Source organism: Desulfurellaceae bacterium (assembly GCA_021296095.1).
Classification (GTDB): domain Bacteria; phylum Desulfobacterota; class Binatia; order Bin18; family Bin18; genus JAAXHF01.
In genome coordinates this window covers 1-24,447 of sequence record JAGWBB010000005.1, presented here as the reverse complement: position 1 = coordinate 24,447, position 24,447 = coordinate 1, and the positions used below count along the sequence as shown (strand labels likewise).

Here is a 24,447-nt window from a genome sequence, read left to right as displayed (position 1 = left end):
GCTGAAGGAGGAGCTATGCACGCACTGAAAGATCAAGCCTGTATTGTGGGGGTCGGCGAAACCGACTTTACCCGAGGCTCGGGCCGGACCGACCTGTCGCTCATGCTCGAAGCCTCAATGCGGGCCATCAGCGACGCCGGCCTCAGCCCGCACGATATTGACGGCATTATCCCGCCTCCCCTGCCGTCCACCGCCGAACATTTTGCGGCCAATCTGGGCATTGAGGACCTGCGCTACTCGGTCACCGTCCACATGGGCGGCGCCAGCCCGGTCACCTCTCTACAGAGCGCGGCCCTGGCCGTGGCCTGCGGGGTGGCCAATAACGTCCTGATTCCGCTCGGCTGGAACGGCTACTCGGCCATGCGGGTCCGCAATCTGGGGCGTCCCGATGGTGGCAGCGGCAGCGGAGCGCCGGGGGTCATGGCCACCACGATCGGCGAATACTACCTGCCCTACGGCGCCTCGGTGCCCGTCCAGTGGTACGCCTGGCTGGCTACCCGTCACAAAGAGCTGTACGGCACGCCGGACGAGGCCATGGGCTCGGTGGCGCTCGCCTCGCGCAAGCACGCCCAGCTGAACGACAAAGCCTATATGTGCGGCCGCCCGCTCAGCATGGACGACTATTTGAACGCCCGCTGGGTGGCCAAGCCGTTCCGGCTGTTCGACTGCTGCCTGGAAACCGACGGAGCGTGCGCGGTGGTCCTCTCCTCGCCGGAACGGGCCAGAGATCTCAAGCACGATCCGGTCTATATTGCAGGCGTGGCCGAGGGGCACCCCTACCCGGCCGACGATATTCCGTCGCGGCCCGACCCGTTCACCATCGGCCTGAGTTTTGCCGCGCCAAACGCCTTTCGGATGGCCGGCGTTGAGCACAAGGATATCGACTTCATCGAAATCTACGACTGTTTCTCCTACGTCGTCCTGCTCCAGCTCGAAGCCCTGGGTTTTTGTCAGCGTGGCGAGGTCGGCGATTTTGTCCAGGGCGGCCGTCTGGAACTCGGCGGGGAGCTGCCCATCAACACCCACGGCGGACTACACTCGGAAGCCCACGTGTGGGGCATGAACCACATCACCGAGGCCACCCGCCAGCTGCGCCGCGAGGCCGGCGAGCGCCAGGTCGAGGACGCCGAGCTGGGTCTGGTGACCGGCTGGGGAGACTTTGGGGATGGCAGCCTGGCTATCTTACGGAGGTAGACATGGCACAAGACACGAACGCCTACCCACGCCCGCTGCCCAAACTGCGCAACAGCATGGCGATCGAGTTCTACGACTACTGTAAGCAACACCAGCTGCGCTTTCAGCGCTGCACCGACTGTCGCGCCTGGCGTCACCTGCCGCGCGACATGTGTGCCAAGTGCGGGTCTTTCAACTGGGAGTGGGCCCAGTCCAGCGGCAGGGGCAAGGTCTTCTCGTGGACTACCGCAGTCCAGCCGATGCTGTCCCAGTTCGCCGATATGGTGCCCTACAGTCCGGTGGTGATTGAGATGGAAGAAGGCGTGCGGCTGGTCAGCTGGCTGACCGATGTCGAGCCCGACGATCTCAGGCTGGATTTACCGGTCGAGGTCGTTTTCGACGAGGTCACCCCAGAGGTGACCATGCCCAAGTTCAAGCGCGCAGACTAGCGGTCGGGCGACCGCTCCTCCGAGGTAGCGACATGGAAGCATTCCAGGGCTTCAGCCTCCCCCCCGAGTTGAGCCTGCTCCGGGATCAGGTTCGGCGCTTTATCCGCGAAGAAATCATTCCGCTCGAACAGCAGCTCGACCCGGACGCCCCGGATCTGCCCGAGGCCGACTATCAGCGCCTGATGGCCAAGAACAAGGCGGCCGGCCTGTGGTGCCTGGCCGCGCCCGAGCAGTTCGGGGGCGGGGGGGTCAATACTTTTGGCATGTCGGTGGTGCTGGAAGAAATGGCCCAACACCGCATGGGGCTGTACAACCCGGGCTGCGGAACCTTTGGCCGCTATCCACCGGCGCCGATCTACGCCGGCACCCCGGAGCAGATCCAGCGCTACGCCATCCCGACCCTGCGGGACGGCCTCAAGACCTTTTTCGCCATCACCGAACCCAGCGGCGGCTCGGACCCGGCCGGGGCCATTCAGTGTCGGGCCGTCAGAGACGGCGACTCGTGGGTCATTAACGGCACCAAGATTTTTATCTCCAACGCCCATCTGGCCGAGTGGGGGGTGGTCTTCGTGCGGACCGACCCAGACAAAGGCCGCAAGGGCATCAGCTGTTTTATTATCGACAAAGACACGCCGGGCTTCACCCCGCGCCCGTTCAAGACCATCCGCACGGTTTCGGTCCCCAACGAGGTTTCGTTTGAGGACTGTCGGGTGCCGGCCGACAAGATGATCGGGGAAGAAGGCCAGGGCCTGTTTCTGTGTTTCGATCTGCTGACCAAGGCCCGCTTTCCGTATTCGGCCGCCAACCTTGGCGTGGCGATCGCCGCCCATCGGATGGCCGTAGCACATGCCAAACAACGCGAAACCTTCGGGCAAGCGCTGAGTCAGCGCCAAGCCGTCCAGTGGATGCTGGCCGATGCCGAGGTCGAGCTGCGCGCCACCCGCTGGCTGATCTGGGAGGGCGCCTGGAAAGCCGACCGCGGAGAAGACGCCCGTCTTGAGGCCTCGATTGCCAAGCTGTACTCGAGCGAGGTCCTGGGCCGGGTGATCGACAGTGCGGTCCAGATCCACGGCGGCTACGGGGTGACCAAGGAGTTTCCCCTGGAGCGGTGGTATCGGGAAGCCCGGGTACGACGGATTGGCGAGGGTCCCTCGGAAGTCCACCGGATGGTCATTGCGCGGTCCTTATTCAGATAAGCCTCGCCCCAGGAGCCCACCATGGATATGGAAATCATCAAGACCGAAGTCAGCGATTTTGTCGCTACCGTCACCATTGACCGCCCGCCGGTCAACGCCATGAACCGCCAGATGTTCGACGAAATTCAGGCCGCGTTCGACGCCTTGAACAATCGCGCCGAGGTGCGGGCTGCGGTGTTCACCGGCGCCGGCAAGTGCTTTTGTGCCGGCGCCGACATGAAAGCCCGCTCATCCTCACTCGAGGGTCAGCAGAAACCCCGGCCCGGGGCGATGTGGGCACACTCACGGGCGGCCCGGGAGGCATTTCACGCCATCCTGGAGTGCTCGGTGCCGGTGATCGGGGCGATCAACGGCCCGGCGCTGGGCGGTGGATTAGCCCTGCTGGCCTCGTGCGACATGCTCATCGCCTCAGACAAAGCCCTGGTCGGCCTGCCCGAGATCGATGTCGGCCTGCTCGGCGGCGGACGCCACACCCAGCGCCTGTTCGGGGTGTATAAGGCGCGCAAGATGATGTACACCGGCGAGCGGATCGGCGCTCAGGAACTGTACCGGCGGGGCATTGTGGAGGCCGTGGTGCCCCCCGAGCAGCTCCTGCCCGCAGCCCAGACCCTGGCGCAGGAGATCGCCGCCAAAAGCCCATTGGCGATCCGCCTGGCCAAACACGCCATGAACAGCATCGAATTCATGGACCTGCGCGACGGCTATCGGTTTGAGCAGAACATGACCCACGAGCTGTCCGGCAGCCAGGACGCCAAAGAAGCCGCCCGGGCCTTTGTCGAGAAACGCAAGCCGGTGTTTCAGGGACGTTAGGCTACAGCTGGAGCGGAATCAGCAGCAGGGCCAGGACGTTGAACACCAGCATCAGGCCGGCAATGAGAAAGCAGTAGCCCATGATGTCGCCAAAGCGTAGGCCGGTGACGGTCAGGATGGGAATCGCCCAGAACGGCTGGATGAGGTTGGTCGTCATATCGCCGTAGGCATAGCTCAGCGTCACTGTTGGAATCGACAGCCCCAGGGCGTGCCCGGCTGGCAGGAGGTAGGACGCCTCGACAATCCACTTTGAGCCGCCGGACGGAATAAAGTAGTTCAGCACCGCCGAGTAGACATACACGATCAGCGGAAAGGCGCGCGGTGAGCTGGCGCTGACAAACAAGCCGGTCAGCGCCTGGCCCAGGTCGGTATACGCCATCAGACCGAAGATGCCGGCGTACAGAGGATACTGGATCACAATCCCCCAGGTATTTTTGATCCCGTCCTCACACGCGGCCAAAAACGACTTGGGATACCAGTGCAGCAACAGGCCCAGGGCCATGAACAACAGGTTGTAATTATCAATCGTCCAGGCTCGGCCAAACCCCAGGCTAGCGATCTGCGAGGCCAGATACAGCAGCATGGCTGCGCTGGCGATCAGCGACCAGCCCGGCCACCACTCCAGACGTTGGGCTGGAATCAGGCTGGACGGGCGGGTCTGGGCCACATGGCCCGAGTCCAGCCGCCGGGCCTGGGCCTCAGAGACGCTGACCGCCTCGGTCGCCGGGGGCACCAGGGCGGCGACAATCAGGATGCCGGCCAGTCCGGCCAGCAGCGCGTAGCCGAGATTGAACGGCGCAAACAGGGTCTGGGTGATGGGCACGGTCTCGGTCAGCACACCGGCCTGGATCAGAAAATTATCCGGTGTGGCAAGAATGAGCGGGGCCGAGCCGGACAGGCCGGTATGCCACACCGTGCCGACCCCCAGGTAGGCACAGGTGACCAGCAAACGGAAATCGACGCGGGGGTTGGCTCTGACCACAAAGGGCAGAAAGGCGGCGGTCACCACCAGGCTGAAGGCCCAGTTGAGCCAGGCGGTGAGGGTGGAAAAACACGCCATCAGGACAATCGCCTGACGGGGTCGAGCCGGATCGGGCTGGGCGGCCATCCACACGAAGGCGCGTTTCAGCGGCGGAGAGACCGCACAGGCATACGCCAAGACCATCATCAGGGTGAACTGCATGGCCAGGCTGAGCAAGGCCCACAAACCCTGGCCCCAGGCCTGCAGGGCGGCCGCCGGAGAGGCGCCCCCAACCGTCATCGCCAGGCCGGCGACGCACAGGCTCAGCATGACCGCAATCACCCATGAGTCGGGAATCCAGCGCTCCGTCCAGCGGGTCAAGGCCAATCCGGCCCGTGCCAGCATTCCCATACTCCCTCCCCTTCCCTCCTGACTTCCGGAATCCTTGACGCTGGGCCGCACGGCGCGGCTAAGCGCGGCGGGTGGGCGCCACGGACAGGCCCAGCTCGTGCAGCAAGCCCGGCCGGTTGGTCCAGCCCTTGGAGACTTTGACAAACAGCTCCAGAAAGACCTTGCAGCCGAAAAAGGCTTCCAATCGGCGTCGGGCGGCCTGACCGATTTTCTTGAGCCGGGCGCCGCCCCGGCCGATCACAATCGGCTTCTGCGAGGCGCGTTCGACGTGGATCGCGGCCCGAATAACGAGCAACGACTTGTCGGGTCGCTCGGTGAACTCTTCGACAATCGCCGCTGTCGCATACGGGATTTCCTGCTGGGTGTTGAAAAAGAGCTGCTCGCGGATCATCTCCTGGGCCAGCGTCCGTTCGCTCTGATCGGTCAGTTCATCGCTCGGATACAGGGCCGGCCCGACCGGTAAGAGCTGGATCAGGGTGGACAGCAGTTCGGCGGTATTGGTGTCGCGCAAGGCGCTGACCGGAACGACTTCTCGGCCGGGCAACAGGCCGGCCAGGCGGTCCAGCACCGGCAGCAGGGCCGGACGCGGGAGCAGATCGATCTTGTTGACCACCCCGATGACCGGCGTAGACAGGCCGCTGAGACGGGCGGCGATCTTTTCGTCGCCGTCCACAATCCCGCGCTGGGCATCGGCCAGGAACAGCACCATGTCGGTCTCTTGCAGCGCGCCCAAGGCCAACTCGACCATGTTGCGGTTGAGGAGGGAGCCGGCGTGCGTGTGGATGCCCGGCGTGTCAACAAAGATCAGCTGGGCCTGGGAGAGCGTCTTGACCCCCAGCAGCCGGGTCCGGGTCGTCTGCGGTTTGGGCGTGACAATGGCCAGCTTTTCCCCAATCAGGGTATTCAGCAGCGTCGACTTGCCGACATTGGGACGGCCGATCAGGGCAATAAAACCGCACCGGTACTGGCCAGGGGCAGCGGTGTCACTCACGGGACAGCTCCTCCGGTTTGGGCAGAACAGGACAGACTAGGCCGAAGCGCCAAAGACCACCTTGGCAATCCGCCGGCGTCCGACCTGGACCACCGTCGCGCCCCGGGTCGGGATTTTCAGATCCGGGTTGTCCAGCCGCTGGCCGTTGATGCGCACCGCTCCCTGTTGAATCATCCGCCGCGCCTCGCTGGCCGATTTTGTCAGACCGGTCTCGCGCAGCAGATGACAGATCCAGACCTCGGGCGCGGGGTCGGCCCAGGCGATCTCTTGCAGCTCGCTGGGCAGCTCGCGGCGCTGGAAGCGTTGGGCGAAGTCGGCCGCCGCCCGTTCCGCAGCGGGGCTGTCATGAAAGCGGCTGATCAGCTCGGCAGCCAGCTGCTTTTTGGCCTCCATCGGATGGACCTCAGCGCGCTGAATGGCCTCAAGCCGGTCGCTATCGACCGTGCTCAACAACTCGTAGTATCTGCCCATCATAGCGTCCGAGATCGACATGATTTTACCGTACATCTCGGTGGGAGGATCGGTGATGCCAATGGCGTTGCCGAGCGATTTGCTCATCTTCTGCACCCCATCGGTGCCTTCGAGCAGGGGCAGGGTCAGAATCACCTGCGGCTCCTGGCCGTGACCGCGCTGGAGTTCACGCCCGACCAGCAGGTTGAAGCGCTGATCCGTCCCCCCGACCTCGACATCGGCCTGGAGCGCAACCGAGTCGTAGCCCTGAACAAGCGGATACAGGAGTTCATGGACGTGGATGGGAACGCCATCCTTGTAGCGTTTCGAGAAATCGTCCCGTTCCAAAAGACGGGCGACCGTGTACTGGCCGCACAGACGGATAAAGTCGGGTGGGCTGAAACCGTCCATCCATTCGGAGTTGAAACGCAGCTCGGTTTTGTCTCGATCCAGGATCTTGAAAACCTGCTTGGTATAGGTTTCAGCGTTGTCCAGGACTTGCTCGCGGGTGAGCGCCTTGCGGGTCTCTGAGCGGCCGGTCGGATCGCCGATCATGCCGGTGAAATCGCCGATCAGAAAAATCACCACATGCCCCAGCTCCTGAAACTGGCGCAGCTTATTGACCACCACGGTGTGTCCGAGGTGCAGGTCCGGGGAAGTCGGATCAACCCCGAGCTTGATCCGCAGCCGACGACCCGTCTCCAGCTTCCGTTTCAGTTCCTCAAGCGGAATGATATCAACCGTGCCGCGCTGAATTTCCCGCAACTGGTCCGTAACCGACAGCGCCATGTCGTCTTCACTCTTTCCTTCTTTGCCACTCAGCGGGCAAACTCGGTGGCCCGCATCTCCCGAATCACGGTGATCTTGATCTGGCCCGGATAGGTCATCTCGTCTTCGATCCTGTGGGCCACCTCGCGGGCCAGGACCGCAGCCTCGCCGTCGGTCACCGAACCGGGACTGACAATGACCCGGACCTCGCGTCCGGCCTGCACCGCGAACGACTTTTCGACTCCGATGAAAGACCGCCCGATCCGCTCCAGATCCTCCAGACGACGGACATAGCTTTCGAGCACTTCCCGTCGCGCTCCGGGTCGGGCTCCGGACAGCGCATCCGCCGCATCGACCAGTGGAGCCAGCACGGTCTCGGCCTTGACCTCTTCGTGGTGAGCGGCAATGGCGTTGACGATCTTTGCCGACTCCCCGTATTTGCGAGCCACATCGCCGCCAATGATGGCGTGTGAGCCCTCAATTTCGTGCGATACCGCTTTGCCAATGTCGTGCAACAGCGCGGCTCGCCGGGCCTGTTTTTCATTCAGGCCCAGCTCAGCGGCCATGATCCCGCACACATAGGCGGTTTCAATCGAGTGCATCAGTACATTCTGGCCGTAGGAGTAGCGATATTTCAGCATACCGATGAGCTTGATAATCTCCGGGTGCACACCGTGGATACCCAGCTCCAGGACGGCCCGTTGACCAGCCTCGCGGACCGCCTCCTCGACCTCTTCTTCGGCCTTTTTGACCACTTCTTCAATCCGGCCTGGGTGTATCCGACCGTCTGAGATCAGCCGTCCGAGCCCGACCCGGGCAATTTCCCGGCGGATGGGGCTATGGCTCGAAATCAGCACCGCTTCCGGCGTATCGTCAACGATCAGGTCCACACCGGTGGCCGCTTCAATGGCGCGGATGTTGCGCCCCTCGCGGCCAATGATCCGGCCCTTCATATCGTCGCTGGGCAGGGGAATCACCGCAGTCGTGCGTTCCGACACAAACTCACCGGCCAGCCGCTCAACCGCAACGCTGATGATCTTCCTGGCTCGCCGCTCGGCCTCCTCACGGGCCTCTTCTTCGACCGTCATGATCTGGCGCGCCGCCTCAGTACGGGCGTCGCTCATCATTTTTTCCAGCAGCACGTTTTTGGCCTCCTCGCGGTTCATGCCCGCAATCTGCTCAAGCTGCTGGCGGGTCTCTTCGATCAAGCCCTGGTACTCCTGGGCCTTCTTGTCGATCACCTCTTCTTTGGTCTTGAACCCCTGCTCCCGATGCGACAGCTCGGTTTCCCGGTTGTCCAGGGTCACCGCTCGCTTCTCGATAGTTTCCTCACGGCTCTGTAAACGCCGCTCGCTCTGCTGAATTTCCTTTCTTCGTTCGCGCTGTTCCTTCTCAAACTCCGTTTTTGACTGCAAGAGCACGTCCTTGGCCTGGACCTCGGCTTCCTTCTTGATGACGGACGATTCTTTATGGGCCTCCTCCACAATAAGCTTCGCCGTTTCCTCGGCCTTGACGATCTTCTCGTGCTGCCAGCGTTGGCGCAGCAGCCCGAGCGCCCACGCCCCCGCACCGCCACACACCACTCCGATGAACCAATAGAGTACTGACCTCATCTGTCACTGACCTCCTTCCATCCCCAGGGTCGGAGGGCCTTTACATGTGAAAACCACCTCCCAGCGAGTTGTCAGCTGCATGAGGGGGGTTTTCGCCCTCCCTCAAACTGCCTGGCGGAAGAAGCTTCCACAAGGCCCTCATGGAGGAGGAAATCGGCCCGGAGGACTGGGGGAGCGTCTCAGTCGGGGTCAGCCGTTTGGCAAATCCCGCTGAGCGGACGTGGAGACCTGCGATGAGGAAGACACAGCGTATTACGAGACAACACGGCCATTGCTCACGTCTTCGTTCTGTTCACTCTGCTCGATCCGTTTAAGCAAAACCGTAGACAGGCGTTCCGTTTCTTCTTGGAGTTCTTGTTCTCGTTGACTGGCTTTGTGCCACTCATCTGCAATGCTCAGAGCCGCCATAATGGCAACCCGCAGGGGAACGACAGTTTTGGTATTGGCCGCGATCTGGCGCATACGCTGGTCAACAGAATCGGCCAGCTGCTTCACATAGTCGGCTTGCTCTTCACCGGCCACCGTGAAGGTCTGGCCAAAAATCTCGACCTCAACCAAGGCTTTCATCGCCTCCCCCCTCATCGCTCAGCGCTATTCCGAGCCCGTCGAACTGACCCAGAATCCGTTCCAGTTTAGTCCGAATTTCCTCTCGTTCCTGTTCGTACTGCTGAAGCTGTTCGCGCAGGCGACCGTTCGCCTCCTGTTGCTCGCTCAGGCGTTGGTTCAGCACCGCCTTCTCCCGGCAAATCCGCGCGTGGCGCTCCAGCATTCCATCAAGCTTTTCCTCAAGAAGTTTGAGGCTTGGTATAGCCATATCACCCAAAAGTAAAGGAAAAGTTCAAGCCGAGTGTATGGCTCTTCACGCTGTGAGTCAAGGGAACATCAGGAGTCCTCAGCAGAAAAAAGCGCCTCGACAAATGCGGTCGCCTCAAAGTCGTGCAGGTCTTCGGCGCCCTCGCCCAGGCCAATGCCCCGAATCGGGACGCCGAGTTGCTCGGTAACGGATAGCACCACTCCGCCTTTTCCCGAGCCGTCCATCTTGGTCAGAATGACACCGCTGAGCGGAAATGCGGCCTGAAAGGTCCGCGCCTGGCTCAGTGCGTTCTGGCCGGTGGCCGCGTCAAGGACCAACAGCACCTCGTGAGGCGCCCCCTGGAGTTCCTTGGCGATCACCCGGTGTACCTTTCTGAGTTCTTCCATGAGCGGCGTTCGGGTATGCAGCCGTCCGGCGGTGTCAATCAGCACCACATCAACCTTACGGGCGATACCGGCTCGAATCCCGTCAAAGGCCACCGCTGCGGGGGAGGCTCCGGTCTGATGTTTAATCACCTCCACGCCCAGCCGGTCGGCCCAGACTTCGAGCTGCTCAATGGCTGCAGCCCGGAAAGTATCCCCGGCCACCAGTAAAACCGTCTGGCCCTCCTGCCCAAAGCGGGCCGCCAGCTTGGCCAGGGTGGTCGTCTTGCCCACCCCATTGACACCGACCATCAGGATCACCCAGGGCCGGGCTTGGCCAATCGGCGGAGGGGCGGCGGTCGGCAGAAGCCGGAGCATCTCGTCTTTCAGGTAGCCCTTCAACTCCTCCCCGTCGGCCAGACGCTCGCGCCGGCAGCGTTCTCGCAGCCGCTCAATCAGGAGCAGAGTCTCCTGCACCCCGACATCCGCGCCAAGCAAGACCTCTTCCAAGTCGTCAAAAAGCGCGTCGTCAATCGGCCGACCGCGCAGGATTCGATCCAGGGGTACACGCAGAGCCTGGCGCAGACGGGACAAACCGCGTCGCCACACCGACTGTTTCTGCTCTGGAGAAGTTTTTTTTCGCCACGACAGAGCCATCAGGACAGACTCACCGAGACCACGGTTGAGATGCCCGGCTCCTGCATGGTCACGCCGTACAGGGTCGAAGCAGCTTCCATGGTCCGTTTGTTATGAGTGATTAAGATCACCTGGGTTGTTTGGCTGATTTCTCTGACCAACTGGTTAAAGCGCCCCACATTGGCATCGTCGAGCGGGGCATCGACCTCGTCCAGCACACAAAACGGACTGGGGCGGATCAGAAACAGGGCGAAGGTAAAACTCAGCGCGGCCAGCGCCCGCTCGCCGCCGGACAGCAGTTGCAGGGAACGCAGGCGTTTACCGGGCGGCTGGACCGAGATTTCTACCCCGCTGTGAGTGGGATCGTTTTCATCCGTCAGGCTGATCTGGGCGCTACCGCCCTCGACCAGACGTTCATAGACATGACGGAATTTCGCGTCAACCAATCCAAACGTCTCCCTGAAGCGGTCGCGCGACTCGCGGTTGAGCTTGGCAATCGTTCTCTGCAAGTCGGCAATCGAGGCCTGCAAGTCGGCCTCCTGTTCCTTCAGCGACATGTGACGCTGCTCGACCGCGACCAGTTCAACCGCCGCACCGGGGTTGACCTCGCCGAGCCGGCCGATCTTGTCACGCAGCTCTTGGCGCCGCGCTTCGGCTGTCTCAGTCTCAAGCCAGGCGCTCGCATACTGGGCCAGCACGCCAGGAATGGCAATCTCATAGCGCTCGTATCCGGCCGTATTGATGTGATCGCAGCTGACCCGTTTTTCAGCGCTCTTGACCTCAAGCCGAGTCTTCTCTTCCTGGAATTCGATCAGGCTGGCCCGGCACTGCTCAAGTTCCTCTTCATACGCACGACAACTCGCGCGCAGCCGGGTGCAGGCATCTTGCTGGCGCTCGTGTTCCTGGCCCACGCTGGCCAGTTCGGTCTGGTGCTGGGCGGTACGGGTGGCCTGCTCTGTCAGCTCAGTCTGAATCTGGTCTGCCTCGGCCTGGGCGGCGCGGTGTTCGGCCTGGCAGGTTGCAGCGCGCTCGGCCAGCTCAGTCTGCTGCTCTTGCAGCCGCGAGCGCTGGGTGCGCAACCCCTCCTGACGCTCACGACGCTCGGCTACCCGCACCCGCAGCTCGTCACACACCTCTCGCTGGTGTTCGAGGGCAAGTTTGGCCTGGGCGACCTGCTCCTGCCGTTCGGCCAGCCGGGCTTCTCGTTCTTGACGCTGGTCGTCCAGCTCAGACTCTCTGGTGGCCAGGCCGGCAATTTCGCTCCCGAGTCCGCTCTGCTCCTCCTCCAGAGTCTGGCGTTCGTAGCCGATACTCTCTTTCTTATCCAGCAGACGGCGCTGTTCGCCCTCCAGTTGGGCAGCCCGAGCGTGCAGGGCTTGTCTTTCTTCGCCCCAGGCACGGGCCTGGGCCTCTAAGCGGGCCAATTCACCCTCCAGCTCCTGACGGCTGCGTTTGGCTTCCTGGCGTCGTCGTATCAAGTCGGCCACCACACTGTCGTGCTGCTCGACCTGGTCGTGCAGGTCGCGGATTTCCCGGCGCCGCTCCAGCAAGCCCTCTTGGACGATGCCCTGACTGCCGCCGCTGACTACCCCCTGGGCGGTCAGTACCTCACCGCTTGGCGTCACAAAAGTCCGCGGCTGATGGTCACGCTGCCAGCACTCCAGGCCGGTCCGCAGGTCAGGGACCAGAAAAGTATCGGCCAGCAGTGACTCAACCACTTCACGGCCCTGGGGCGCAACCGACAGCAGGCTGAGCAGGGGAGTCAAGCCGTCCGGCTCGCTGGGCGCGGGCATGACCACCGCAAGCCCCTGGCCGACGGTCAGCGCATGGCCGTTGTGTTGGGACGCGGGCTGGGGACCGATCCGGGGTTGGAGCGGGATAAAGCTGCCGTGGCCGGCCTCGGCCTGGTGCAAGTACTCGACTGCGGTCAGTCCGTCACCAACCTCGGCAACCACGACATATTCGAGTTTCTCGCGCAGGACCGCAGCGACCGCCCGTTCATAGCTATGCGGTACCTCAAGCATCTGGGCAACCACACCGACCACCCGGGTCAGCGATTCAGCCTCAGCCATGATGGACTGCACCCCGGGCGCATAGCGCTCATAGCCCTGCTCCATCTCTTTGAGGGTAGACAGCCGGGTTCGCAACTCGGCCTGCTTGGCCCAGGCCCCGGCCAGCTCTTGTTCCAGCTGTTCCCCGACGCGCACCACCGCCTGTAAGCCGTCCGTCTTCTCGCCCCGCTCACGCTGGCCGAGCCGCAGGCATTCGTCCAGTTCGGCCGCCCGCGTGTGGGTCGTAGCCAGACTCTGCTCAGTCTCAGCCAGACTGGCCGACGCCTGTTCGGCCTCGGTCGCCAAGACCTGGAGGCGGTCTGCCAGTTCCTCCCCCCGGCGCCGGGCGTAGGCCAGCCCGTTCTGTACCTGGGCGTGCTGGGTCAGCACATCGACGATCTCGGTTTTCAACTCTTCGGCCGCCGCCTCATGGCTCAAAAGGGTGTCTTGCAGGCGGCCACCATCCTGCTCGTGGCCGCTGAGCACCGCTTCTTCCTCGGCCAGTTGGATCTGACTCTGGCGGGTTTGTTCGGCCAGACTCTCGACCTCGTTCTGCACCGCACTGCGACGCTCCTCCACCGCCGCCAGCTCGGTTTGGGCCGCGCCGGCTCGGTCGGCGGCCCGCTGTTCCTGGTGGAGGAGAAACTCCTTGCGCTGTTCGCCCTGTTGCAGGGTGCTCTGTATGGCGTGAACCCGCTCCTCACTGGCGTGCAGCGCAGCCTCCTGGTTTTCCAGGACCGTCTGCGCCTGGAGGCGCTCGGCCTGGAGCTGCTGCATCCGGTCTTCGAGGGCGGTTTCCTCGGCTAGGACCGCGGTCCGGCGCCGGTCGAGATCGACCAGTTCATCCAACAGGGTCTGGTAGGCGTGGCACAGCAGACTCAGATCCAGGGTTTGCAGTTCCTCTTGCAAGGCTTGGTATTGGGCAGCCTTTTTGGCCTGGCGCCGCAGCGTGCCCAGCTGCCGCTCCATTTCGGACAGCAGATCGGCCACCCGGGCCAGATTATCCTGGGTGCGCTCGAGCTTGCGCTCAGCGGCCAGCCGCCGACTGCGGTATAAGCTGACGCCTGCGGCTTCTTCGATCAGCACCCGGATATCGTCCGCTTTGGCGTTGATGAGATGTTCAACCCGGCCCTGTTCGATGATCGCATAGGCTTTGCTGCCAGCCCCGGTGCCGAGGAAGAATTCGACAATATCCCGCAGTCGGCACGGGATATTGTTCAAGAAATACTCGGACTCACCCGACCGGAAGTAGCGACGCGAAACCATCATCTCGGTCCAGCCGTTGCCGACCCGAGCCGTGACGGGGCTGCCATTTCCAGGCACTTCAGGCTGCGGGGCAACCGGGGTGTCGGTATTTTCGAGCAGCAGCTTGACCTCGGCCATGCCCAGCGGAGCATTGCCCTGGGTACCGGCAAAGACAACGTCGCTCATTTCGACGCCCCGCAGTTGACGCGAACTCTGCTCACCCAGGACCCAGCGCAGGGCGTCAACCACATTGGATTTGCCGCACCCGTTGGGGCCGACGATAGCCGTCACTCCGGCCGGAAACGTGAGTGTCGTCTTGTCTTTGAAGGATTTGAATCCAAGGAGTTCGATCTGTTTGATCCTCATGCCCCCACCTCCCCAGTCCGCCCCAAGCCCCCGTCCGGTTCATCCGCAAGGGAATGGGTCCAAGGATATATCGGCTCACTATATCTTGTATGAGGAAAAAATCCAGCGCGGGACGCGCTTGCCTTTTCGGCCTCCCGGGACTAGCCTGCGGCTTGGTGTTTCAGGCCGAACCTCAGTCTCCCAGCCCGGAGGAAGTGTGCGTACAACAGTCTCGTTTTTCCGCTGTCCTCGGCTCGCCTCCGCTCTCGGCCCGCTGCTTATGGCCCTGCTGCTCTCCCCCTCATCGGCAGCGGGACAGCCCGACTGGGGAGCGGTGGAGCGGGAGGCCGGCCAGTTGCTGAGCCGCTATATCCAGATCAACACCACGAATCCACCGGGCAATGAAGTCGCCGCAGCCCGCTTCTGGCAGGAACAATTAGCCCGGGAGGGAATTGAGGCCCAGGTACACGAGTCCCGGCCCGGCCGGGGCATTGTGTCCGCCCGGCTCAGCGGCAGCGGCGAAAAGAAAGCGCTCATTCTGCTCCACCATATGGACGTGGTGCCGGCCGAGGCCGAGCACTGGGATCTTGAGCCGTTCTCCGGCCTGATCAAAGACGGCCATGTCCACGGCCGCGGCGCGCTTGACTGCAAGGGCACGGCCGTCGTCCAGTTTCTGGCCCTGGCCCTGCTCAAGCGCCACGCCATCGGGCTCAAACGCGACATTATTTTTCTGGGCACCGGCGACGAAGAAACCGGCGGCCAGCACGGGGCGGGCTGGTTTCTTGACACCCATTTCGACCGCATTCAGGACGCCGAGTTTGTGTTGACTGAGGGCGGCGGGATCCGTCATGACGGAGAAGAAATCTCCTACACCGTCAGCGTGGCCGAAAAGTCGCCGTGCTGGATCCGCCTGACGGCCAAGGGCCAAGCCGGCCACGGCTCGGTGCCGCGACCCGATAGTGCGGTCACCCGTCTGCTGCGCGCCCTGAGCAATATCCAGAGCTACACCGCTCCAATCAGGATCGTACCGGCCGTCCAAGCCTATTTTTCATCCCTGGCCGAGCGTGAAGATGACGAAACCGCAGCCCACTACCGCGATCTTGAACGCGCCCTGACCGACCCGAATTTTCATCGGGCATTCATGGAGCAGCCCTACAACAACGCCCTGGTCCGCAACACGATTGCGCCAACGGTTCTCAGCGGCAGCCAAAAGACCAACTCGGTGCCCGCTCAGGCCACGGCCGAACTCGACTGCCGCCTGCTGCCGGGTGAGGATCCCCAGCAGTTTATCGCCACCCTGACCAAGGTCGTGAACGATCCCCAGGTTGAGCTGTTGGTCCTGCTCAACTTTCCTCCGGTCGCGTCAGCGGCCGATACGCCGCTGTTTCGGGCTATCAGCGCCGTGGCCGAGCGCCATCATCCCCAGGCGCTGGTCCTGCCGACCATGCTGGCCGGCTTTACCGACAGCCGCTATTTTCGTGAAAAAGGCATGGTCAGCTACGGTTTTTCGGGCATTGCGCTGCAAGCCGGGGAAAACTACGGGGTGCACGGCCCTAATGAGCGGGTTCCGCTGGCCAGCCTGGGTCAGGCCACCCGAATCCTGTTCGAGGTCTTGCAGGAGCTTGACGCAGACGCGGGGGAGACAGCGGGATGACGCGACGGACGTTTGTCCGCGGGATGGCGGCCGCCGGTGCGCTGGTGTCCATGCCGCATTTCTTGAAGCGCAGCGGAGTCAAGGCTGCCCACGACCTGAGTCAGCCTACACCGGCCCAGCCCTTTCTGGACTGGTTCGGGGTTGACCGAGCTCTGATTGAGCGGGTCTTGCGCGAGTTGGGAAGCGGCGGGGCGGATACAGCCGATCTCTATTTTCAGCATCAACGCCTGAATACCGTCGTGCTCGAAGACGGCACCATCAGCCGTGCCAGCTCCCATATTCAGCAGGGCGTCGGTCTACGCAGCGTGGTCGGGGATCAGACCGGCTACGCCTTCACCGAAGACATCAGCCCGCCGTCCATGCTGGCTGCGGCTCAGACCGCAGCGGCGATTGCCGGGCAGACCCGTACCGTGGCGCCCATTGCCTTGAACGATACACCCATGGGCGATCTGTACCGCGTCCGGGTCCCGTGGTCGGAGGTCGGCATCGACCACAAGCTACCCCTGCTGCGTCAGGTCGAAGCCCTGGCCAAGGCGGCCGACCCGGCCGTTGAAAAAGTGCGTATTTATTGGGTCGATGCCGACGAGCGGATCATGATCGCCCGCCTCGACGGCAGTATCGTCACCGACCATCGGCCCATGACCCGCATGTCGCTCCACTTGACCGCCCGGAAAAACGGCCAGATCCAGACCGGCGGGACCAATATCGCCGCCCGCCAAGACCTGGACTGGTATACCCAGCAGCGCCTCAGACAGCTGGTGTCCGAGGCGGTCGGACGCACCCTGATTCTGTTTGAGGCCGGCCACCCGCCGGCCGGGGAACTGCCGGTTGTTCTGGCCGCCGGGGCGAGCGGAATTCTGCTGCACGAGGCGATTGGGCACGGGCTGGAAGCCGACTTCAACCGCAAGGGCGCCAGCATCTACTCGGACATGTTGGGCCAGCAGGTTGCCGCCCCGTTCGTCACCGTTGTCGATCAGGCCACCCTGGCCCACGAACGTGGCGCCCTGAACTACGACGACGAGGGTCAGCCCTGCGGCCGAACGGTGCTGGTTGAAAACGGCATCTTGAACTCATATCTGCACGACGCGATCAGCGCGCGTCACTACAACACACCCCCGACCGGCTCCGGGCGGCGGCAGTCCTACAAGCACGCACCGCTGCCGCGTATGACGTGTACCTTTATGGAGAACGGCCCCCACAGCCGGGAGGAGATCATCCGGGCGGTCAAGCGCGGCATTATCGCCGAGACATATGCAAACGGCCAAGTTCGGATCGGGGCGGGCGATTTTACCTTTTTCATCAAAAACGGCTGGTTGATCGAAAACGGGAACATCACCGCTCCGATCAAAGACTGTAATATCATCGGCAACGGGCCCGAGGCACTGACCAGGATCAGCATGGTGGCAAACGACGGGCGACTAGATACCGGCGGCTGGACGTGTGGCAAAGACGGCCAGAGCGTGCCGGTGTCCCAGGGTATGCCGACCGCTCTGGTCTCCAGCCTGACCGTCGGTGGGGTCAATGCCGGCTGAACTGCTCAAGCGCGTCCAGCAGACCGTCGAGGTCGGCAAGCAGGCCGGGGCCGACGATGTCTTTGCCACCCTCGGCCGCAGCCGCACGGTTGAGTTCAGTTGGCGCGACGGTAAGCTCGAAAAAGTCAAAGACACCACCTCGCGCAGCTTGGGCGTGCGGCTGTTCGTCGAGGGCCGCTATTCGTCCCACACTACCACCGATCTCGATCCCGACCGTGTTACCGCTTTTGTGAATCAGGCGCTTGCCCTGACCCGCGCCCTGGAGTCGGACCGCCATCGCACCATCACCCCGCCCGCACTGTACGCCGGGCGGACCGAGCGCGATTTGCAATTGCTTGACCCCGACGTTCAAGCTATCAGCCGCGACCAACGCCTGGCCTGGTGTAGGGCCATGGATGCGGTCGCCCACAGCCACAGCCGCGTCATTTCGGCCACGGCTGTGGTGTCTGACGTCCACAGCCAGGAGGCTACGGCAAGCTCAAACGGCTTTAGCGCTGTCTACGCCACCAGCTTGTGCTGGCTGGGCAGCCAGGTCACCCTGCGGGATCAGGCCCAGCGTCGGGCCGAGGCCAGTTTTTACGCCGGCACCCGGCATCTGGCCGACCTGCCGGATGCCGAACAGGTGGCCCGGCAGGCTCTGGGACGGGCTGTCCTGCGCCTTGGGGCCGACAAAGGGCCGACCCAACGGACACACATGGTGGTTGACCCCAGCGCGGCAACAGCGCTGGTCAGCCGCCTGCTGAGCGCCGCCACCGCCCATAGCGTTCAGCAGGGCCAATCGTTTTGGGCCGATCTGCTCGGCCAGCAGGAGTTCAGCCACAAACTCACGCTCATCGACAATCCGCTCCGCGTCCGCGGGCTGGCCTCGCGCTATTACGACACCGAAGGCATCGCGGCCAAACCCTTCACCCTGGTCGAAAACGGGACCGTCCGTCAGCTGTATGTTGACACCTATTACGGACGCAAAATCGGTCTGCCGCCGACAACCATCTCCCCCTCCAATCAGGAAGTCCGGCTCGGCCAGCGCGGGCTTGACCGGATTGTGCCGGATGTCGGCAGCGGGGTGTATATCACCTCCTGGCTGGGCGGCAACGCCAACCCGACCAGCGGAGATTTTTCCTTTGGGCTGCGGGGCCATCTGATTGAAAACGGCACAATCGGCCGACCGATCCGTGAAATGAACGTCACAGGCAATCTGCGCCAGCTGTTTCAGAACATGGCCGAAATCGGCAATGACCCCTGGCCCTACTCCCCGGTTCAAGCGCCCACGCTGGTCTTCGAAGACGTCCAGTTCAGCGGAACCTAGCGGACCGGCGCCCGGCTCATCACTCCGGGCGTCGGCGCCCCTACCCTCCGCTTCCGCCTTGATTCCCGACAAGCCTGGGTGGTAAACATCGGAGTCAGTCTAGGCCAACCGAGGAGCAGTAGCTATGAAGACACGCGCGGCAGTCGCCTGGGAAGCAGGCAAACCCCTCGAAATTGAACAGGTGGACATCGCAGGCCCCCAAAAGGGCGAGGTCATGGTTCAGCTCAAGGCAACCGGCGTCTGTCATACCGACGCCTTCACCCTGTCCGGCGACGACCCCGAAGGCGTGTTTCCGGCCATCCTCGGCCATGAGGGGGCCGGCGTCGTGGTTGAGGTTGGCCCACAGGTCAGCAGCGTCAAGCCGGGCGACCATGTCATCCCGCTGTATACCCCCGAAGACCCCAACTGCCCGTTTATCAAATCCGGCAAGACCAACCTGTGCCAGACGATTCGCGGCACCCAGGGGCGTGGCCTGATGCCCGACGAGACCAGCCGCTTTTCCTCACGCGGCAAGACGATTTACCACTACATGGGCACCAGCACCTTCAGCGAATACACCGTCCTGCCCGAAATCGCCACTGCGGTGATCCAGAAGGAAGCCCCGCTGGAAAAGGTGTGTCTGCTGGGCTGCGGGGTCACGACCGGCATCGGGGCGGTGAAAAACACGGCCAAGGCCGAACCCGGCAGCACAATTGCCATCTTTGGCCTGGGCGGCATCGGGCTGGCCGTGGTGGTCGGCTCGGTCATGGCCAAGGCCGCGCGGATTATCGCCATCGACATCAATCCGGCCAAATTTGAGCTGGCCAAAAAGTTCGGGGCGACCGAGTGTGTCAATCCCCAGGACTACGACGCCCCGATTCAGGATGTAATCGTCGATATGACCGACGGCGGCGTGGACTACTCGTTTGAGTGCATCGGCAATGTGAACACCATGCGGGCCGCCCTGGAGTGCAGTCACAAGGGCTGGGGCGAATCGATCATTATCGGCGTGGCCGGTGCCGGCCAGGAGATCTCGACCCGCCCGTTCATGCTGGTCACCGGTCGGGTATGGCGCGGGACAGCCTTCGGTGGCGTAAAAGGCCGCTCGGAACTGCCTTGGTTTGTCGACAAAGCCATGGCCGGCGACATCCCGCTCGACAATTTCATCACCCACACCATGCCCTTGGACGAGGTCAACACAGCCTTCGATTTGATGCACCAGGGCAAGAGCATCCGCTCAGTCGTGCATTACTAAACACGGCTGCACCAGGAGGCGACTATGAAAAAAAATGGTGCCGTACAGACCGACCGATCATCCCCCACGCCTCAGCCGGCGCGACGCGTTGGTGGGAGCAAGTAGCCTGGGTCTGGCCGCGCTGGCCAGCCCAGCCTTTGCCGACACCGCTCATGAACACGCCGCTCCGGCGGCCAATCCGGCGACCCGCCACCGCTCCCTGGTCCTGACCGCGATCGAATGTGTCGGCATCGGACAGATGTGCCTCCAGCACTGTTTTCAGCAGTTTGCCGCAGGCGACACCTCGCTGGCCGTGTGTGCCATGCGTAACCAGGAGATGATCGCGGCCTGCCAGGCCCTGGCAACGCTGGCAGCGGCAAGTTCAGCCCAGCTGACCGACTTCGCCCAGGTCTGTAGTGCCATCTACAAAGCCTGTGAAGACGAATGCCGCAAGCATCACCACCATGCCATCTGTATTGAAACCGCAGAGGCGTGTGCGAAGACCATAGCCGAGTGTGAAAAGCTGACAGCCTGACAGTCCGCCACCCGGCGGGCAGCAGCGTCTATGCCGGCTTGTCCATCAGCAGATCCCCCCACCTTGGCCTCCCGCCATCGGCTATGCTATAAGGACGGCTCGCATCTGGCGACAAGACAACACGAGGAGACTTCTTCATGTCGAGACTGTGTCCAGTCACTGGCAAACGCCCACGCACCGGGAACAATGTGTCCCACGCCAACAACAGAACAAAACGGCGTTTTCTTCCAAACATGCAGACCCACAAGTTCTGGCTGGCGAGCGAAAAACGCTGGGTGCGTCTGCGTCTGAGCGCGCGTGGGATTCGGACGATTGATAAGCTGGGCATTGAGCGGGTGTTGAAAGACATGCGCCAGCGCGGCATCAAAGTGTAGACCGACTTGACAACGGGAGGACAAACGATGCGCGAAAAGATCAAACTGGAATCGTCAGCCGGAACCGGCCACTTTTACATTGCGACCAAGAACAAAAAGACCATGGCCGACAAACTCGAACTCAAAAAATACGATCCGGTGGCGCGTAAACACGTCATCTACAAAGAAACCCGCCTGAAATAGCGACGCTCCAAGCTGCAACAAAAAAGGCCGACGTGCTCTGTCGGCCTTTTTTCATGGTGTCGGCGGGGAGCCCGCTCAGTCGAGCACCTTGCCGGTCCGTTTGCTGACACGGACCTTCTTACCCTCAACAATCCTGAATCCGACCCGGGTCGGACGACCGTCCTCGGGGTCAAGCGGCATGACGTTGGAGATGTGCAGGGGAGCCTCTTTTTCAACAATGCCGCCCTGCTGCTGTTGCTGGTTCGGCTTGATGTGGCGTTTGACCATATTGAGACCCCGGACCGTGACCCGGTTCTGTGTGGGAAACACCTGAAGGATTTCGCCCGTCTTGCCCCGGTCCTTGCCGGCCATGACCTGGACGGTGTCGTTTTTGCGGATACGGCTTGCCATCGGTTTGTACTCCTTACCCAGTCGAAGCGGCTATCATACACGAAGAATCGAACAAGGGAAGTTCCCCTGTCGGGGTACGATTCAGGCGCACCTGTCGCACAGCCCCTTGAGCTGAACCTCGACCTGTTGGGCGCGCACCGAGCGGGGAACCGCTGCGGCCGGCTTGATCCGCACGCTCATCTCGGGCAGGCATGCCACCTCGCCGCAATCGGTGCACATGAAGTGCGGATGCTCGGTTTGTTGTTCGACCTGACCCATCCGGCGCAGTTCATAGCGCCACACGTGATCGCCGACATCCGTCCGCACCAGCAGGCCGACCTCAGTCAGATCAATCAGGTTGCGGTAGACCGTGGCCCGATCAAACCCCTGCTCTTCCAGGGCGTCAAAGATTTCGGCATGGCTCAGCGGAGTCGTCATCGATTGCAGATAGCTCAGCACGGCAATCCGAGGCATTGTGCCGCGCAGCCCGGCCGCACGAATACTGGCCCGTGTTTCGTTGACCGAAGGATGAGAAGGCTGAGATGACGTCATCGGTCTGCTCCTTGATTTTCATTGTATAAAGGCCGCCTCGGTTTGGCAATGAGAACCGCCTCAGGGCCGGGACCGCGCCACGTGACGCACAGCAACGGGAGGGTGGCACCTGGCGAGAGCGACTGCAAGGTCCTCGGGTGCGAAGCCGTTACCGATGAACACCAGATGGTCCGGCGGTTGGGGCTGGAGGCTGACCTCCCCGATGCCGACCTCTTCTCCATCGTAGTGAAACAGCCACTGCTTTGTCGGATCGGTGAAACGCACAAAGCCTTTAGCCCGCCAAATTGTTTCCGGCAAAGTCTGGAGAAGCTCCATGAACCGCTCGGGCAGGAGCGGGCCGGGGCAGGCGTAGGTATAGGAATGGAAATGGGCGTGGTCCGGCGCTGGCGTGTCCATGCCGGGAAGATGCAAGACCTCTCCCTGATGACCGACGAGCCGAGAAAAATCCATCCGTCCGTGTGTAGTCCGCACCACCACGGCGCGTGGATTCTGGCGGCGGACCCGCGTCTCCAAATCCACCAGCTCAGCCGTCGGGACGACATCTGCCTTGTTGAGCAGGACAAAATCGGCCAGCTGCAGATGCCGCTGGAAATGATAGCCCTCAGCCGTTGTTCGGCGCGCACTGCTGCGCGGGTCAATCACAGCGGTCAGGCTTGCCATACGGACGAGCGGCAGGAGTTCGGGATGCGTCAGCTGGTCGAGCAGCTGCAAGGGATCGGCCAAACCCGTTGTTTCAATGCAAACCGCCTGCGGCCGGTCTGCCAGCACCTCTCGGAGCGCCAGTGACAGGTCGGGCCGGAGGGTGCAGCAGATACACCCGTCGCTAAAAGCCCGGACCGTATAGCCCTGCCCGCGCAACAGCTCAGCGTCAATGTTGATCGCCCCGTAGTCGTTGATCAATACAGCCGGCCTCAGATTCTGCCCCGCCATGTAGGCGAGCAGGCCCTGCAAAAACGTCGTCTTGCCGCTACCCAGGAAGCCCCAGACAACATGCACCGGAACCCGCCGGGACTTGCTCAGGACAGTCTCCGTTTTTCCTTGACGGCTTTTCTCGCGTCTTGTCATACCCTTGGCCCGGGGCTTGTTGATACGCTGCCAACGCTCTCGCTCGTCACACAGCACTCATGGGTGAGCCACAACGCAGACTAGCATCGACATTCTATTTTTGCAATATAATTGCAAATGCACTTTAGAGGTATTGCCAACCGTCGGCGGTACGACCCAGACCCCAAGAGGAGCATTGTTCGCTCATTTGGTGTACAATCTTTCGGTCCCACACAGTACACCCATGGAGTAGCGCCGACATGGCCCAGCCACCTCCCCTCGATCAGGACCCCAGGCTTTTGCCCCCAACTGGGGCGCATGACAAGCTTGCCCCTGCTGAAGAGGCTCGACCGAACAGGCGAGGTGGTGGGCTGGACTGGCTTCGGCCCTACCTCCAGCGTGCTCATGCCAGGAGTACTGAGCGCTGGGCCACAGCGGTCGCCAAGTGCGTCACCGTGGATCACCTGCGTCAGGTCATGGAGAGGCGTGTCCCGCCAATTGTGAACGAATACTACCGCGGCGGCGCCGATAATGAAGTCACGCTCAGGGATAACGTCGAAGCCTTTCAACGCGAACGTTTTAAGCCGAGGTCCGGGGTGCAGCTCGACGCGGTGGAGATGCGGACTGAAATCCTCGGGCATACCATTGCCCTGCCCGTTATCGCCGGGCCAGTAGGCAGCCCAAGAATGCTCTGGCCACGTGGCGAGGCCGTGGCGGCCAAGGCGGTCGGTGAAGCGGGAACGATATGCACGCTGTCAACCCTGACAGGAACCGATCTGGAAGAGGTCAGAGCCACCTCTCAGGGACCGTGTTGGTATCAGCTGTATCTGGTCGGCGGCAGACAGGTGGCGGCCAGAGGCATTGAGCGGGCAAAAAACGCGGGCTACTCCGCCCTGGTTCTGACCATTGATACCGCCGTGCCCGGCAACCGCGCCCACCACGAATGGCTGGGCGCCCCGCAAGCCATCAACGGCACCCCTCTCCAGAAGCTGCAATTCGGACGCCATCTCTCCTGGCTGATGAGTTTTTATGCGGACGGCGGAATGATGCAGTTCCGGAACGTCATCCTGAACGATGGACAGCCCATGCCCTACGCCGATATTGGAACGCAACTGCGCGCTTCCGTCGTCACCTGGGAGCATCTCCCCTGGATTCGGCAAATCTGGGGCGAGGACAAGCCTATTATTGTCAAGGGAGTCCAGTGCGCCGAAGACGCCCGGCTGGCGGTCGAACACGGCGTGGACGCCATTGTCGTCTCCAACCACGGCGGACGCCAGATGGACCGAGTCTATCCGACCCTGTCCATGCTCAAAGACATTGCGCCGACTCTGCGCGGCTCGGAGATGACGATCCTGCTGGACGGCGGCATTCGTTCCGGCGCAGACGTCGTCATTGCCCTGGCCCATGGGG

At 62.5% G+C, this 24,447-nt stretch carries 23 protein-coding genes; 12 read left to right on the top strand and 11 right to left on the bottom strand.

From position 1 onward, the window contains the following. Positions 1-15 precede the first annotated feature (15 nt). The 4 genes from J4F42_01955 to J4F42_01940 are packed head-to-tail and all read left to right on the top strand — an operon-like array spanning position 16 to position 3,628. The gene (locus tag J4F42_01955; GenBank protein ID MCE2484250.1) at positions 16-1,194 is read left to right on the top strand and encodes a hypothetical protein; all 1,179 of its coding nucleotides are present in this window, start codon (positions 16-18) and stop codon (positions 1,192-1,194) included. 2 nt (positions 1,195-1,196) lie between these two features. Continuing rightward, positions 1,197-1,622 (top strand): OB-fold domain-containing protein, encoded by a 426-nt coding sequence (locus tag J4F42_01950; protein MCE2484249.1) that lies wholly within the window; start codon positions 1,197-1,199, stop codon positions 1,620-1,622. Positions 1,623-1,654: 32 nt separating this feature from the next. After that, complete coding sequence (locus tag J4F42_01945; GenBank protein ID MCE2484248.1) at positions 1,655-2,818, top strand: acyl-CoA dehydrogenase family protein; 1,164 nt, start codon at positions 1,655-1,657, stop codon at positions 2,816-2,818. A gap of 21 nt (positions 2,819-2,839) precedes the next feature. Beyond that, positions 2,840-3,628 (top strand): enoyl-CoA hydratase/isomerase family protein, encoded by a 789-nt coding sequence (locus tag J4F42_01940; GenBank protein ID MCE2484247.1) that lies wholly within the window; start codon positions 2,840-2,842, stop codon positions 3,626-3,628. Position 3,629: 1 nt separating this feature from the next. On the opposite strand, the gene J4F42_01935 is transcribed toward J4F42_01940, so the two are convergent. The 8 genes from J4F42_01935 to smc form a co-directional block, all read right to left on the bottom strand. Continuing rightward, positions 3,630-5,000: a short-chain fatty acid transporter gene (locus J4F42_01935; GenBank protein MCE2484246.1), complete on the bottom strand. Its 1,371-nt coding sequence runs from the start codon at positions 4,998-5,000 to the stop codon at positions 3,630-3,632. A 58-nt stretch (positions 5,001-5,058) separates the two neighbouring features. Next, entirely contained in the window at positions 5,059-5,991 is a 933-nt protein-coding gene (gene era / locus J4F42_01930; GenBank protein ID MCE2484245.1) for a GTPase Era, read from the bottom strand. A 36-nt stretch (positions 5,992-6,027) separates the two neighbouring features. After that, the gene (locus J4F42_01925) at positions 6,028-7,230 is read right to left on the bottom strand and encodes a tyrosine--tRNA ligase (GenBank protein ID MCE2484244.1); all 1,203 of its coding nucleotides are present in this window, start codon (positions 7,228-7,230) and stop codon (positions 6,028-6,030) included. A gap of 29 nt (positions 7,231-7,259) precedes the next feature. Beyond that, positions 7,260-8,822, bottom strand: a complete 1,563-nt coding sequence (gene rny, locus J4F42_01920; GenBank protein MCE2484243.1) for a ribonuclease Y — start codon at positions 8,820-8,822, stop codon at positions 7,260-7,262. A gap of 252 nt (positions 8,823-9,074) precedes the next feature. Next, complete coding sequence (locus tag J4F42_01915) at positions 9,075-9,389, bottom strand: cell division protein ZapA (GenBank protein ID MCE2484242.1); 315 nt, start codon at positions 9,387-9,389, stop codon at positions 9,075-9,077. Next, positions 9,373-9,636, bottom strand: a complete 264-nt coding sequence (locus J4F42_01910; protein MCE2484241.1) for a hypothetical protein — start codon at positions 9,634-9,636, stop codon at positions 9,373-9,375. The genes J4F42_01915 and J4F42_01910 overlap by 17 nt, the downstream gene beginning before the upstream one ends. Before the next feature lie 68 nt (positions 9,637-9,704). After that, the gene (gene ftsY / locus J4F42_01905; GenBank protein MCE2484240.1) at positions 9,705-10,655 is read right to left on the bottom strand and encodes a signal recognition particle-docking protein FtsY; all 951 of its coding nucleotides are present in this window, start codon (positions 10,653-10,655) and stop codon (positions 9,705-9,707) included. Further along, positions 10,655-14,296, bottom strand: a complete 3,642-nt coding sequence (smc, locus tag J4F42_01900; protein ID MCE2484239.1) for a chromosome segregation protein SMC — start codon at positions 14,294-14,296, stop codon at positions 10,655-10,657. The genes ftsY and smc overlap by 1 nt, the downstream gene beginning before the upstream one ends. A gap of 196 nt (positions 14,297-14,492) precedes the next feature. On the opposite strand from smc, the gene J4F42_01895 reads away from it, so the two are divergent. The 7 genes from J4F42_01895 (at position 14,493) to rpmG (ending at position 21,072) form a co-directional block, all read left to right on the top strand. After that, entirely contained in the window at positions 14,493-15,929 is a 1,437-nt protein-coding gene (locus J4F42_01895) for a M20/M25/M40 family metallo-hydrolase (GenBank protein MCE2484238.1), read from the top strand. Continuing rightward, a complete protein-coding gene (locus J4F42_01890; protein MCE2484237.1) occupies positions 15,926-17,461 on the top strand; it encodes a hypothetical protein in 1,536 nt (511 codons plus the stop codon). Before J4F42_01895 ends, J4F42_01890 begins: the two co-directional genes overlap by 4 nt. Beyond that, the gene (locus J4F42_01885; protein MCE2484236.1) at positions 17,451-18,767 is read left to right on the top strand and encodes a TldD/PmbA family protein; all 1,317 of its coding nucleotides are present in this window, start codon (positions 17,451-17,453) and stop codon (positions 18,765-18,767) included. Before J4F42_01890 ends, J4F42_01885 begins: the two co-directional genes overlap by 11 nt. Positions 18,768-18,891: 124 nt before the next feature. Beyond that, a complete protein-coding gene (locus J4F42_01880) occupies positions 18,892-20,001 on the top strand; it encodes an S-(hydroxymethyl)glutathione dehydrogenase/class III alcohol dehydrogenase (protein MCE2484235.1) in 1,110 nt (369 codons plus the stop codon). A 37-nt stretch (positions 20,002-20,038) separates the two neighbouring features. Next, the gene (locus tag J4F42_01875) at positions 20,039-20,515 is read left to right on the top strand and encodes a Csp1 family four helix bundle copper storage protein (GenBank protein MCE2484234.1); all 477 of its coding nucleotides are present in this window, start codon (positions 20,039-20,041) and stop codon (positions 20,513-20,515) included. Between the two features lie 137 nt (positions 20,516-20,652). Continuing rightward, entirely contained in the window at positions 20,653-20,889 is a 237-nt protein-coding gene (rpmB, locus tag J4F42_01870; protein ID MCE2484233.1) for a 50S ribosomal protein L28, read from the top strand. Between the two features lie 27 nt (positions 20,890-20,916). Continuing rightward, a complete protein-coding gene (gene rpmG / locus J4F42_01865; protein ID MCE2484232.1) occupies positions 20,917-21,072 on the top strand; it encodes a 50S ribosomal protein L33 in 156 nt (51 codons plus the stop codon). 75 nt (positions 21,073-21,147) lie between these two features. On the opposite strand, the gene rplX is transcribed toward rpmG, so the two are convergent. The 3 genes from rplX to J4F42_01850 all read right to left on the bottom strand — a co-directional run bounded on the left by rplX (position 21,148) and on the right by J4F42_01850 (position 22,989). After that, positions 21,148-21,462, bottom strand: coding sequence for a 50S ribosomal protein L24 (gene rplX, locus J4F42_01860; GenBank protein ID MCE2484231.1), 315 nt, complete (start codon positions 21,460-21,462; stop codon positions 21,148-21,150). An 81-nt stretch (positions 21,463-21,543) separates the two neighbouring features. Further along, positions 21,544-21,993, bottom strand: coding sequence for a transcriptional repressor (locus J4F42_01855; GenBank protein MCE2484230.1), 450 nt, complete (start codon positions 21,991-21,993; stop codon positions 21,544-21,546). Between the two features lie 60 nt (positions 21,994-22,053). Then, complete coding sequence (locus tag J4F42_01850) at positions 22,054-22,989, bottom strand: GTP-binding protein (protein MCE2484229.1); 936 nt, start codon at positions 22,987-22,989, stop codon at positions 22,054-22,056. A gap of 503 nt (positions 22,990-23,492) precedes the next feature. On the opposite strand from J4F42_01850, the gene J4F42_01845 reads away from it, so the two are divergent. Next, a partial coding sequence (locus J4F42_01845; GenBank protein MCE2484228.1) for an alpha-hydroxy-acid oxidizing protein occupies positions 23,493-24,447 on the top strand: 955 nt, incomplete at its 3' end.